This is a genomic window from Bacteroidota bacterium (assembly GCA_030706745.1).
Taxonomy (GTDB): Bacteria; Bacteroidota; Ignavibacteria; order Palsa-1295; family Palsa-1295; genus PALSA-1295.
Genome location: JAUZNX010000001.1, coordinates 505926 through 519161 on the forward strand (window position 1 = coordinate 505926; position 13236 = coordinate 519161).

The window sequence follows — 13236 nt, forward strand, 5'->3', positions numbered from 1 at the left end:
TTCGCAATTCCGGGCCGCGAATCAGTGAAGCCGCAAATACACAATATAAATTACGAGCGCGAGCACCAGCACCCAGAAGACAACATTCATCCCTTTTTGGAAGCCATGCGATTTTTTGAGTGTCCGGAGATTCGAAAGTTGCCGTACTGCGAGTTCCAACTTGTGAAATGCCGTTTCGCCTTTGACGATATAATCGTAGGCACCGTATTTAATCGTATTCGAAGCGACCTCCATACGGTCCTGCGCGCTCATAAAGATCACGGGCAATTCCGGAAACCGTTCTTTAAGCTTCGAAAGGATCTGAATCCCGTTCATCGCATCCGGACGTACGGAATCCAGTTGATAATCGAGGACCACGATGTCCGGCTGATCCACGAGTTGCGCGAGCGCATCCTCGCCGGTATTATACGTCACGAACTGCGTGCCGGGGAATTTCCGCGAAAGGGTATCGCGTACCATTTCACAGAGCGTGACATCATCGTCGATAATTGCAATGGAAAGACTGGTCTCCGAGGCCATGAGATTCAGGTTGTGTGGTCAGGGGGCGGTTTTCGTTTTCACCCGTAACAGTACAAAAGGCAAATCGCTGGCTGAACCGTTCCGGGAAGACCGATGTCAATTCCGACGCGTTGCTACCCACATTGGCCCAAGAGTCGAAGATTCTTCGTCCTAGTTGGCCCGGAGACAGTTGAAACAGGCATCCCGTGCAGTCGACTGAAATCCGAAGGAATGCTCGTTATTCAAATTATTGATTGGCCTGGCTGTAACTATTTGACCGTTTCGGAATTGTTATAGTTAAGGACGATTCTTCCATTTCGGACCTGGTCGCCTTTTGCAGATGATTATTTCGGTGAAACCCATTCGGTATATCATACTCCTGCTGGCCATTTTCGGATGGTCTGAGCTGGGGCGCGGGCAAACCATCACCCTGGAGCATGACACGATCGACTTTGGGCGAGTGCGGGTCGGGACTCAGCGAGACAGCGTGTTTACCCTCCACGCGACCGGCGGAACGGTGCCTTTAGTGGATTACCACTACCGGGATTCTGTCAAGGACCAGGATTTCACGATTGATTCCCTCAAAGATCCCGTGATTGATGATGGCAGCTCTCTCGTGGATTCGCTCCACTTCCGGCCTTCGAAAGAAGGGCGCGACACCGAGCGGATTCGCATTCGATATGTGAACGGGAGCAGTCCGCTTCTGCTCGTATTGATCGGCGAGGGAGTCGCGCCACGCATCGTCTCGGCCAGCCATACCGTTCGAAGTATTCGTGTCGATGATTCACTCTTCGATACGCTTGTGATTAGCAACCGTGGTTCAGATACGACCGCGATCGATAGCATCGGAATCATTGCGGGAAGCGATACAATCGATTTTAGACTTTTCGGCGCCCTTCCCTCGCATGCGAGCAATACTACACTGGATTATAGCGGCCAGGACACGTCAATCCGGTTGCCCCTGCGGTTCTATCCGCGCTCGGTCGGCGCGCATACCGCCGTGTTGTTCATCCATACCATCGATGGCGATACTATTCTGAGCACGATCCACGGCACCGGTCTCGAGCCACTCGTCGTGATGCCGCAGGACACGGTTGCGTTCGATACCATCCACGTTACCAATGCCGTACCGGCACCGGTCGATACGTTCTTTACGATTTCGAACCTGGGCACATTTCCCGGCCAGATTCTCGCGCTCACTCATTCCGATACCAATTTCCATCCCGATGCCACTGTCGTCGGGCAGACGCTGGATACCGGTGCCAGCATTCGTGTTAACGTCCAATTTGTAGTCAACGGGGAAGGCGACTTCACCGATTCGGTACGGCTCACGACGGACACCAGATACAGCCTGTATGGGAGCACGGTTTCGAAACATGATACCCTGATCGTTCTCAAGGCGCACGTGCGGACTCCACCGCTGATTGTCCGTCCAATCTTCTTCGACACAATCAGAACATGCACCGTCTTCATCGATTCGTTGGACATCCACAATCCGGCACCGATTGCGATTCGAATCGATACGATCACTTTCGATTCCACAGCATCGGGTCTCTCCTTCAATCCAGGTAATCCATTTGGATGGCCGATCAACATTCCGGCTGATAGTGATTATATGCTGTATTTTGCATATTCCTTTCCCCCGGATTCTCTCAACGGATTGCAGCAAATAACATTGCACCTTGTTGAGCGACACGCTGATGGCGTGCCCACGATCGGCACAGCAACTGTACTCCTCTTTCGCAAACGGCCAGAATTGACATTGCATGCACAGTTGCCGACATTTGTGACCAGCGCAAACGATGTCGATCCTTTGCGGCTTCCGATCACAGTCGAAGGCCCGCGCGAAGGGGTGCATGAATTGGATGACTGGACACTCGCCCTTACGTTTTCGAACGACCTGTTCGAACCAACAGGACTCGATACGAGTGGCGGACTCGTCACGGCGCATGATACGACACCATTCTCACTGGCCACAAGATGGGACCAGCCGTCCCGCACCTATATCATCACCGTTCGCGGCGCAAAGCTCTCGGACTCCAACACCGTATTTAACGATCTGCTGTTTCGCGTCAAGATGCGGGCATACCTCACCGCCGACACCGTGGTCACCGTTACCCCTGTCCTGACATTCGTGACGCATCCGTGCGCCTACAATCTGCACCCCTTCACGCTCACCATTCCTTACGCGGATGATTGCGGCGATGTGACACTCCGGGCGTTTCTTCGCGACGATCCGCTTCCATTGCGTGTTACCAGCCTGTGGCCCAATCCGGCGGGCGAGCGTGGCATTTCAATCAATTATGAAATCGCGCAATCAGCGGCAATGACGGCGACGGTCTGTGATGCATCCGGCAATATTTGCGGCAGGGATACTTGGTCTAGCGCCGCGGGGCGCGGGATGCGTATGCTCCCGTCCGAGCTACTTCCATCCTCCGGAGCGGCATACGTCACGACGGAAGCGCGCTCCGCATCTGGAATGCTACTGAATCGGCGTACTTGTAAATTCACTGTCGAAAAGTAGTGGCATCAAAAGTATCTGCAGATTGGAGGATCGAAGAATCATTCGATCGGACCGGCGCGTATCACATGGAGCGTGATGAAGAGCTGGCGCGCGAACGGATCGACCAGCCGGACCTGCCAAACATACTGCGACTTTATTCCTGGCAACCGCATGCCGTTTCCACCGGCTATCAGCAGTCGATGGATGCAATCGATTTGGAAGCCTGCGCTCAGGCCAGCATCGATGTAGTGCGCCGTCCGACCGGTGGCCGGGCGGTATTGCACGCGAATGAATTGACCTACGCGGTCATCATGCGCGCCAACACAGGCATTTACCATACGCATAATCTCATCGTGCGGGCGCTATTGAAATCATTCGAGACGCTCAGCGCGTCCGCGCGAGGACTTGACCTGACCGGCGGACAAACGAATATCCGCGCGGCGTACGCGCAGGGCACGCTGACGAATGCCGCCTGTTTCGCATCGAGCGCGCGGCACGAAGCAACGTTCGAAGGTCGCAAGGTCATTGGCTCCGCACAACGACGATTTGGCGATGTGGTCTTGCAGCATGGCTCGATCCTGCTCACAACGGACCATATGCAGCTTCCGAGTCTGCTACGGCTTAGCGAGGAGAATCGTGCTCGAATGCATGCATTATTAGAACGGGAAACTGCCACGTTGGCCGATGTCTGCGGCAGACCGATCTCCATCGCCGAGGCAGGATTTGCAGTGCGCGAACGTTTTGTCCCGGAGATTTGTGAACTGCTCGCATGTCAAGAACCAGCACCAACGGCGCCCGCGTAAGCGCGGCAAAGACCTCCGCTCCTCCAAAAGTTACCGCGTCCCGCGACGCGCAACGCGAAACGCGGCGCGTGACGACGCGCACGATCCGCGAGATGAAAGCGCGCGGCGAAAAGATCACCATGATCACTGCGTATGACTATACATTCGCACGGCTTTTTGATGAGGCTGGCGCCGATGTGATTCTGGTCGGCGATTCGCTTTCGAATGTTATTCAGGGCAACGAGACGACGATCCCGGTTACGCTCGATGAAATGATCTATCATGCGCGGCTTGTCGTGCGTGGCGCGCGTGAACATGCGATGGTCGTCTGCGATATGCCGTTTATGAGTTTTCAGGTTGGGCCGGACGAAGGCTTTCGCAACGCGGGGCGCATCATGAAGGAAGCGGGCGCGGGAGCGGTTAAGGTCGAAGGTGGCGAGCGGGTCTGCGAGTTGGTCCGCCGCATGAGCGAAGCCGGAATCCCGGTCATGGGGCACCTCGGGCTCACGCCGCAATCGATCCACCAGTTTGGCTCGTATATCACACGTGGCAAGTCCCGCGATGAGGCCGAGCGGCTGAAGCATGATGCGAAAGCGCTCGAAGATGCCGGCGTATTTTCAATCGTGCTGGAAAAAATCCCTGCCTCGCTCGCAAAGGAAGTCACAGCGATGCTGAAAGTTTCGACCATTGGCATCGGTGCCGGACCGGACTGCGACGGCCAGGTTCTCGTCATGCACGACATGCTCGGTCTGACAGAGGAATTTCACCCGCGGTTTGTCCGCCATTATGCCGCGCTGGCCGATACCGTCCGAGGAGCCGTTCGCAAATATGACGCGGACATTAAGAAGGGCAAGTTTCCAAGCAAAGAAGAGTCATATTAGTCCTTCACAAACCGCGTGCGGTGCGGCGCATCATTGGTACTTCCACCATCGATAACGTAATAGACACCAGCGGGAAGGCGGGAAATGTCGAGTGTACTGCCATTGCGAGGGCACTCAAACGAGCGGCCAAGTGCATCGAAGATTTCTAAGTCCTTACCAGCGCCCTTAACTGTGATGCTTGTCTGCGCTGGATTGGGAAGCACAAACATCGGATCTGAACGCGATGCGACACTCTCCGCCACGTCACTCATTGCATCGGCATCGTAATACCACATGAAAAGGCTGTCGTGACTCCACGACGCGATCCAGCCGTGCCGTGCATCGATAAAGTGCATCTCTTCCAATGAGTCATCGACAAACGTTGTCGAGTCAATCAACCACGTTGCTCCATTATTAGAACTGTAAGCGATCTTACTGCAGTAATCGTTGGGCGCTCCCTGAACATCTTGCGGAGGGTAGATTTCGACATTCGCGCCGTTCTCTCCTGAACCGCTCTGGCCGATCATTGCCCACAGAATTCCTGGCGCGGGATTCGCCAGCCGCCATAAGCGAACGCCGAAGGTTGAGTCCAACCGCCAGGTCGATCCATAGTCACTCGAATATGCAAAATCAATATCGCTGCTCGAATATGACACTTCAGATGCTCCCAAATTGCAGAGATAGAACGCCTCCCTCGACTTCGCATTTACAAACAAGTCCTTCACTTGTGTCTGACTTACCAATGCGCCAAAAATATTGCTCGTCTCCCAAAGGGTGCCGGCGTTCGTCGTGTGAATAATCTTATTGTACCGATAGTTTAGAGACCCCGCCGCGGTCCAAATATCATTGCTGTCAACTATATACCCTGTGAACATCGGCTCCGAGTGCATCTCTGCATATGTAGTATCCGGCGTGAGAATAAAGGCTGCACCATACTCCTTCGAACTGTGCCAGCCATCATGTGTCACGAGGATGATGACACTATCGTCGTATTCATTTGGATCATGGGCGCTTAGGAGTTCCACAAGCCGGAAACCGTGCGCGGTGTCGTACATCTTTTCGGCGAGCGTAAGATATGCGCCGTAGTTTGCTTCGTCAGGTTCGGGAGGACCGAAGATACTCGTTCTCCCAGGGATTATGGAAAGAGTTACTTCGCGACCATGCAAAAACCCATGGTGCGGAGCGGTACACTCGAGGCTGCTCAGGTTCTCCTTGTGATAGCCCTGGGATCCAAAGTTAGTATCGAGAATCCAGATCTGGCCACCATTGGAGGTGGACATTATTGATCCATTATCTGATAAGCAGATCCCATTCAGGCTGTCGATGAAACTAAAATCGAGTGTATTGCTCGAGGAGGGTTGAGGCAATGCAACCTTGCGCCAGTGACCAGGAGCGTTTTGAGCGCAGGCCGAATGGGCCATCATCCAAATGACGATAACCCAGACGGTACTGCGTACGAAACGAAGTGAGCTAATATCCATTTGGATATTCCAAAAAGCAGACGAACTGACTTTGAACTGAGAATGAAACGAATGCAGCCAAGTCCCAAGGAGTTCCGAGTTCAGTCGGGCCTACTGCCACTCTCTGCGCCACCTGCGCCCAAGTTGTTGGCATCGTATCCGCAATTCCGGTGTTTCTGCTCCGTGTGGATGAACTCGCTTCGAATAGTAGTCAGCTTTATCTTGCTCTCCCTCGCATGTGCGGAGAGCTCCGCCCAATCTCAAACTTCAGCCGACACTACCCAACTTTCGAGCGCGCACCTTTTTGCAGGATTCGGTGGCTTCATCCCACTGCGAGATAGCTACCGAATCAATTATTCGACGAATCTCGGCGGACTCCCACTGGAAGTGTTCGGCGGTGTCATGATGCCAATTTCGGTTTCCACGCTTGTGCCGGTGACGATCCGGTACGAACGGCGTGCGGCGAATTTCATCACGGGTACGTCGATCGGCGTGATCTCGATCGAGCCGGGCGTTCGATATTACCTGGAACACCAGCGAGATCGCGACTTGCGACTCTTCGGGATGATCGAAGCATTGCTGGCGCGCGCTACGGTACAAAGTACGTATGATGCGTCTGCTGATGGTACCGTTACCGGTCAGGCGGCTGTATCCAAAGACTATTTTAATATGGGGATTGGACTTGATGTTGGCGCGAGCTATCCGCTCAGCCCATCGAGTGCAATCGATGGGATTGTGCATGTCGCAACCTATCTCGGAAATCCGGTGTCGAGCGGTGGCCTGGGAAATATTGGTGGTGTCTCGCTGGACCTAATGTATCGCGCAGAATTCTAAAACCGTATGACGAAAAAGCCCAAACCAGGTCGGCAGGAGGGAAGTCTGCGCAAGCCTCATTCATCATTCGTCATTTGTCATTTATCATTGCTGTTAGCGTTGGCCGCTGGCTGCACGACGGATGTGCCCATCCCGCGAAATCAGTTGGAGTTCAATCTGAGCAAAGGTGGCTCCAGCATCCCCGACTCACTCTTTCCCATTTTTCCAAATCCCTTCAATCGCGTAACCGGAGATACGACACTGCATATTCGTTTTGCGTTGAAGGATTCGGGTAGTGCAGTCGTTCTGGTCCAAAATGCGATTGGAGATGAGATCACCCAGTATTCCGACTCGGCGCTCGCGCCGGGGATCTATGCCACAAGTTGGGATCCGCTGAGTGCCGATGGCTCTCGACTGAACGCCGGACTGTATTTCATTACACTGCATACCCAGAACTATATTAACTCTCGACTGGTCAATATTGAAGAGAATGAATAATCGCTTGTTCGCAATCCTCATCTGCCTCGCCACTGTTCTTACGGTCGCGACGGCATCGGCGCAATCCTCCGTTGATCGGTACCTTCAGCACGTTCAGCCGATTGGGTCCGCCAAACTGACGTTTCCGGGACCCAATGGTGGGTACACGCTGGCACATCTGCCGACACGCGAAGTTATGGAGTGGGGCGATACGGTCATCAGCAATCGGGCGTTCCTCATCGATCTTAACTTATCGCATGATGGCCTATTCCTTTCGCCGGATACTGTGCATAGTGTGACTGGCAACACGCCGTTTGAGTTTGTATTCTCGAAGGGGCATATCATTCACGCGGGTCTTTCACCCACGCATACGCATGAGGAATACCTCAATTTCGACACGACGTTCGATGGCGTGATTGGCTATGGACTCCTGAAGCAGTTCATAACCGTGTTCGATTTTAAGAATCAGCGGCTCACCATCTATCCGCTCTACTCGCAAGTGGATGTCTCCGATACCGACGCGAGCCTCATGCAACTTCCGCTCATCGACGATGCCAAGGTTACGTATTGCCATTGTGAGTTTCACACGATCTGGCTCGATGCGACCGCCCCGCCGTTCCAACCCGGTCACGTGCAGTTGGCATTTCAACAACCGCTCTCGCAGATCTTCGCGGATGCACTCGATAAGAAGACCAGTACCCTGCTCGATAAGCAGTACCTCCAGGATTCGCTTTCCGGCGTCAAGCGGCCATTGGGGCTTTCGCTGACAGATTTCCGCGTGCGAATGCTCTCCGGGCAGAGTGATAACCTCGCAGGTCGCAGTCCACATCGTATTGTCGCCGGCCTGCCAAAAGAATATCACGATCTCAGCGTCCCCTTGCTTGGCACATTCGGCACCGACATTCTACGGACCTATTCTGCACTCATCATCGATCCCTCTCGGCAAAAGTTGATCTTCGTTAAGTAAAAATCAGCGTAATCCAGGTTCTGACAAGAGTTGTATCTTCTCGTGATAATAGGCATCTCTGCCGGGATCGAGCCGCGAGAGTTGAATATAAATCTTCCGCGCTTCCTCGAACTTGCCTTGGTGGGTCATGATCTCAGCTAGTGTTTCGCTGACCAGGCCGGATTCCTCGGCGTGTTCGAATTCCTCCGGATCAATCGTACGCTCAGGAACAAATGGCACTGACTGAACAATCGGCATTGGTTTGTCTGATTGGAGACGCGTCATAGCCGGAGGCGGTTGTACCATCCGGTCCAATTCGATCATCTCCTGACATAGCTGGAGCAGGATTTCCGCGCGCGGCGAATTCGGCGCGAGTTCGAGTGTCTGTGCTGCCTCATCTCTGGCATCTGCATACCGGTGCAGTGCATAGCAACACTCGGCGCGAACCAGATGATAGCTCGCGAATTGTTCTGCCCCGAGTGCTTCGAGTGTCTCGAGGGCAGACTCGGCATGGCCTGCCAGAAGCACTCGCCGGGCGCTATGAATACGAGTTGTGAGGCTTGGTTCGATATCTATCACCACGCAAATTTACGGCAAGTCATACGCCATAACCGTGAATCGCGCGTTCCGTTTCGGGAGCGCGCGATTCGATGACGGATTCGTCTGAATGCCTCAGTAGCAAACTCACTGCGGACTCAACATGAAAGTCTCCAGGTGGGTATAGCACTCACCGATCTGCCAGGTAAAGGTCTTCTCGTGGTAACCGTCATCCGAGATCGTCACGCTGTATTGCGAGTTGCCGGTGAGCGTGCTTGGGGTTTGGAAGTACCCGTTCACATCAGTCTTGCCCTGAGCCAGAATATCGCTATGTCCGCTCAGCCGCACTGTGACTGCTGCATCACTCAGGCGCATGTCCTGATGAATTGAATCCACGACGGTAATTCCTAAGGAAGCTGTATCGCAGACGCTATTCTGATGCACTGGCATTAAGCCCTTGGTGTAGCCAATCGTCTGGTTGCAGCCAAGCTGGAATTCGATGACGCCCTGCGAATAACCGTCCATGATGATCGTCGCTCGGTAGGCGCCCGGGCACAGATGCGCGTAACGAACGCCACCATCCGCACCGGTCTTCATGCTCACACCGTTGAGCGTGACCGCCGCATCATTAATTGCATGGCCTGTCGAAGAATCGATGACTGTAATCTCCGCGACGCCGCCGCAGCAATCCGTGGTCGTCGTCGAACTCATCGTATGCGAAACGTTACGGACCGAGCTGCAGCCCATGCTATCGATACGGAATTCGGTGCCGTGGTATCCATCTTTCGAAAGGCTGAACGAGTACTGTCCCGGGCACAGGCCGTCCCAAACGGTCCCATGCACCGACATCGGTTTCGAACCCATGTTATGACCATTCATCCATAGTGTCGCGGAACCGCCATCGAGCGCGGTGCCCGTTGCGGAGTCGTGGACGATCAGCGTGATGCTCCCGTGGCAGCAATCATTGTTGGTCACATGCGAGCTGACGCCGAGCGTGATCGTATCACTGACCGTGTCATTGCAGGTCAGTTCGACGACGGTCTCCTTCGTCTGGTAGCCATCCTTCGAACTGTGAATGACATAACGGCCCGGGCACAGATGGACCATGTGGGCATTGCCATCGCCATTGGTGGTTTCGGTGCGCGTTACACTGTTCGGCCCTGCAAGTGCGATTGTTCCACCGCTGATCGGCGAACCGGTCGAGTCCTGCAAGTGGTAACTGATCACGCCATTGCAGCAGGAATCCGGATTTGGCGTCGGATTGGGCTCGGTCGGCGAGGTGTGACGGCACGCGGAAAGAGCAAGGAGCACGAACCAGGCTCCTAGAAATGGAATGATGGAATATCGGCTAAATTTCATAAATTTCGATAGAATGAGGACTGCGGAAAATCGCCAGCCGAACAAAGAACACTGCCAGAATTCGATCCTCACGCAAAACTACGAAAATGCAGCCCCTGCCACGAAAAACCGGTCGCCACTCTTTGTTTTTTGAATTTCATATTCATAATCACTGCCGATTGCGAGCCAATTTCGCCATTTGATCCGATTTACTTCATGAATAATTTCTCTCTTTTGAGTTGTCATTTAATGAACGCCATCTCCGCTTCATACCTGAACCACGTCATCCTGAATGAAGCGTAGCGCAATGAAGGATCGCATGATGCGAAGCCAAGAGACCCATCGGAAGGCTGTTCTCCAGTTGGATAAGAATCTCTCTTGTCAATGAGCAAATAGGTGCCTGTGACCTCACCAACAATATACGACACCGAAACCGCGAGTGCAAGAAAAATCTTCGCGCGGCAGAAGCATTCATGGAGCACTCGATGCAGTCGCAAATAGAATCCTACAAAAGGAATGGCCCATCATGGCTTAACGTGACGGGCGATACTTGTTGGCAAAAGAGTTGTCGCGAACAACTGACTAGGTATTTACTCGCAGGTTTGTCTGACGTATCTATTTGAGTAATACCCGCACGCTATCGCCACAACCATGAGCTATTGCGATGTCGAGTGGTGTTTCCGATTTCAGGTCCTTTGCGTTCTTATTTGCACCATGTTGAAGTAAGAGAGCAATAATCGCTGAGTCGCAGAACGCTGCGGCATTGTGAAGCGGGGTTCCGCCCCATTTATCCGACACATTCGGTGAAGCGCCATGGCCGAGCAAGAAGCGAATGATTTCCAAGTATCTTGCGTGTCTTATCAAGCCAGAAGAATCACGCCATCGTACCATATCGGCAGCAGCTTGAAGTTGACGGTTTGAATTGCCTTCGTAGTACGTTACCGCATCTGAAAATGGCGTAAAGCCCACCTTATTCTCTAAATTTGGGTCCGCCCCACTCTCCACAAGATGCTTGATCTTACCTAGATCGCCTTCGCCTACTGCCATATGCAAAGGTGAGTCGCCCAGCGAGTTGGCATCCTCGGACGAACCTGTGGTTCGATTGGCTCGACTGCAAGCGCAAAGGAGGAGGCAAGCCCAGATGAAAAGATACAATACTCGCGATGGTTTACATGCACTAATCATACTCAATGAGTGAGTTTCCAGTTAATTTCATCTGCTATGAATTGAAATTTATCTATCATGTTCTGAATCGAGTCCTTGAAATCGGACGCCGAAACACCAGATGGAGGAAGCAATGTCCCGGCACCGAGTTGAGTAAGAAGCTTTTTCAGCGAAGCAATATTCCCATTAATCGTTTGAAGATCAGTGCGGAGGTCATAACTATCAGATGGCAGAGCTGAGTCAATGAAGTCTTTGCCCTTAGCAATAAAGCGGTTTATAAGGTTGATAGTCAGAACGAGGATATTGTAAACGGTGTCATTCCAGTTAATCTGATTATACTCATTCGAGAGAATTGCGAGCCATGTGGAGGCGCCCCTAAGCACTGTATCAGCATTGGCCGCATTCTCCATTCGCTGCTGCGCGAGAGACTTCACGCCAGTATTATCAGCTTTCGGAAAACGTTGCGGGCCCCGATCATCCACCGGTGATTTATTTGGGTTGCTTGGGGGAGGCTGACCGAGGCAAGCATCATTATCCATCGTTGCGCCGCCATAGTCTTTCCGCCATTGATGGGTGCTATCAGCCCCATACGGAAGCGGACTGAACGGCTTCGGGCCGCGCGCAATGGAGAATCCGAGATCGCTCGGATCGCCGCTCGATGTTACCCATTCCTCAGGTGTGAGCTTCGTTGCCATAAGATGCGATCAGTATTTCCGCTGGTTCTTCATGTCCCTCCAAGCATTCAGCGCACCCAAAAACATCACTAAGCCTCCAAAATACTCGAATGTGTAATGGATCTGACCACACACCCAAAGCGCCAAGTATGATATCAGACCAAGCGTCCATAGCCTAAATAAATATTCGGGTTTCATCGATACTTGTATCCTCCATACATAAACCATAACATCTCTCGAATTGCCTCTATCGCTTGCTCGCCGGACTGCTGCGGGCTGCGCGCAATGGAAAAGCCGAGATCGCTGGGATCGCCGGATGATGTAACCCATTCCTCATGAGTGATCTTCGTAGCCATTTACTTCCGCCCTAAAATCCGCACCGCATCAACGATGTGGAGATCAGGATACTTTGGCCGTGACCAAGAAGTGACTTCAAGAATAGTCGAATCTGGAACGAGAGAAGGAGGGCAAAGTGTGCATGGAGCATCTTTTCGAAGTGCATCAGCGAGACCCGGTAGATCTTCAGCGCCCTGCGCAATCAGCCGGTAAGATGGTTCGCCGTCAATCAAAAATGGAGGGGCAAGTGAGAACCCGGATTCAGAAGAATCATGGATACTTACTCGAAGTGTTGGTGTATATTTTATGCTTTCGGGATAGAAGCCCTTGAACGTCCCCGTATCCTTATGAATAACAGCGTTTGTGGGGCGATGAAAAGATCTTCTAAAATCGCTGTGGTCGCCCTTCAATACCGTAATGTCGTCAGTTGATTGCCAACAAAATTCATTCGAATCGCGGCACCACCATGTTACGACAAGAAGCGCAGAATCCGGGATGATCCAATTAGGTAATTCGTAATTCTTCAAAAGTTTGCGATAGTAAGACTTGCCATTAATCTTGAATGGAGGCACGATCATTGCCTGCAATCCAGGGTATTCTGGGGAGACCAAGAAAGCCCAACCAGCTGGGTCCACCCAAATGTCCTGAAAGGTCACCGTATCGTGATGGAGCAAGACAAACTTCGGGCGTTTGCTATGTTCAGGTGAGTCTTTAAAATGCTGGGTTTCACGATAGCGTTCAGATATCGGAATATCCCCCCAATATGGCTTCGCTTGAGAGCGAGCATTATGCATACTTGCAAGGAGAAGCAAACATACAGCGTAAAAGATGAAGAGCCGGGATAGCAT

General features: G+C 52.7%; 14 protein-coding genes. 6 read left to right on the top strand and 8 right to left on the bottom strand.

Features of this window, described 5'->3' with window-relative positions:
- Nucleotides 1-21 precede the first annotated feature (21 nt).
- A complete protein-coding gene (locus Q8902_02230) occupies nucleotides 22-519 on the bottom strand; it encodes a response regulator (protein MDP4198370.1) in 498 nt (165 codons plus the stop codon).
- A 331-nt stretch (nucleotides 520-850) separates the two neighbouring features.
- Between Q8902_02230 and Q8902_02235 the strand changes: the two genes are divergently transcribed.
- Genes Q8902_02235 through panB form a run of 3 tightly spaced genes read left to right on the top strand, consistent with a single transcriptional unit; the run spans nucleotide 851 to nucleotide 4664 of the window.
- Entirely contained in the window at nucleotides 851-3022 is a 2172-nt protein-coding gene (locus tag Q8902_02235; protein ID MDP4198371.1) for a hypothetical protein, read from the top strand.
- Nucleotides 3022-3804 (top strand): lipoate--protein ligase family protein, encoded by a 783-nt coding sequence (locus Q8902_02240; protein ID MDP4198372.1) that lies wholly within the window; start codon nucleotides 3022-3024, stop codon nucleotides 3802-3804. Before Q8902_02235 ends, Q8902_02240 begins: the two co-directional genes overlap by 1 nt.
- Entirely contained in the window at nucleotides 3771-4664 is an 894-nt protein-coding gene (panB, locus tag Q8902_02245) for a 3-methyl-2-oxobutanoate hydroxymethyltransferase (protein ID MDP4198373.1), read from the top strand. The genes Q8902_02240 and panB overlap by 34 nt, the downstream gene beginning before the upstream one ends.
- Here panB and Q8902_02250 read toward each other — a convergent pair.
- Nucleotides 4661-5923: a T9SS type A sorting domain-containing protein gene (locus Q8902_02250; GenBank protein ID MDP4198374.1), complete on the bottom strand. Its 1263-nt coding sequence runs from the start codon at nucleotides 5921-5923 to the stop codon at nucleotides 4661-4663. The genes panB and Q8902_02250 overlap by 4 nt on opposite strands.
- Before the next feature lie 369 nt (nucleotides 5924-6292).
- On the opposite strand from Q8902_02250, the gene Q8902_02255 reads away from it, so the two are divergent.
- The 3 genes from Q8902_02255 (at nucleotide 6293) to Q8902_02265 (ending at nucleotide 8360) form a co-directional block, all read left to right on the top strand.
- Entirely contained in the window at nucleotides 6293-6937 is a 645-nt protein-coding gene (locus Q8902_02255; GenBank protein ID MDP4198375.1) for a hypothetical protein, read from the top strand.
- 87 nt (nucleotides 6938-7024) lie between these two features.
- On the top strand, nucleotides 7025-7414 hold the full coding sequence (locus tag Q8902_02260; GenBank protein ID MDP4198376.1) for a hypothetical protein: 390 nt from the start codon (nucleotides 7025-7027) through the stop codon (nucleotides 7412-7414).
- On the top strand, nucleotides 7407-8360 hold the full coding sequence (locus Q8902_02265; GenBank protein ID MDP4198377.1) for a hypothetical protein: 954 nt from the start codon (nucleotides 7407-7409) through the stop codon (nucleotides 8358-8360). Before Q8902_02260 ends, Q8902_02265 begins: the two co-directional genes overlap by 8 nt.
- Nucleotides 8361-8363: 3 nt before the next feature.
- Here the strand turns inward: Q8902_02265 and Q8902_02270 are convergent, their stop codons facing one another.
- From Q8902_02270 to Q8902_02295, 6 genes are all read right to left on the bottom strand, one after another.
- Nucleotides 8364-8918: a hypothetical protein gene (locus tag Q8902_02270; protein MDP4198378.1), complete on the bottom strand. Its 555-nt coding sequence runs from the start codon at nucleotides 8916-8918 to the stop codon at nucleotides 8364-8366.
- A gap of 105 nt (nucleotides 8919-9023) precedes the next feature.
- Nucleotides 9024-10235, bottom strand: a complete 1212-nt coding sequence (locus Q8902_02275; GenBank protein MDP4198379.1) for a carboxypeptidase regulatory-like domain-containing protein — start codon at nucleotides 10233-10235, stop codon at nucleotides 9024-9026.
- Between the two features lie 594 nt (nucleotides 10236-10829).
- Nucleotides 10830-11399, bottom strand: coding sequence for an ankyrin repeat domain-containing protein (locus Q8902_02280; GenBank protein ID MDP4198380.1), 570 nt, complete (start codon nucleotides 11397-11399; stop codon nucleotides 10830-10832).
- Between the two features lie 2 nt (nucleotides 11400-11401).
- Entirely contained in the window at nucleotides 11402-12073 is a 672-nt protein-coding gene (locus Q8902_02285) for a hypothetical protein (GenBank protein MDP4198381.1), read from the bottom strand.
- A gap of 173 nt (nucleotides 12074-12246) precedes the next feature.
- Entirely contained in the window at nucleotides 12247-12408 is a 162-nt protein-coding gene (locus Q8902_02290) for a hypothetical protein (protein MDP4198382.1), read from the bottom strand.
- Nucleotides 12409-13182, bottom strand: a complete 774-nt coding sequence (locus Q8902_02295; GenBank protein MDP4198383.1) for a hypothetical protein — start codon at nucleotides 13180-13182, stop codon at nucleotides 12409-12411.
- Nucleotides 13183-13236 lie beyond the last annotated feature (54 nt).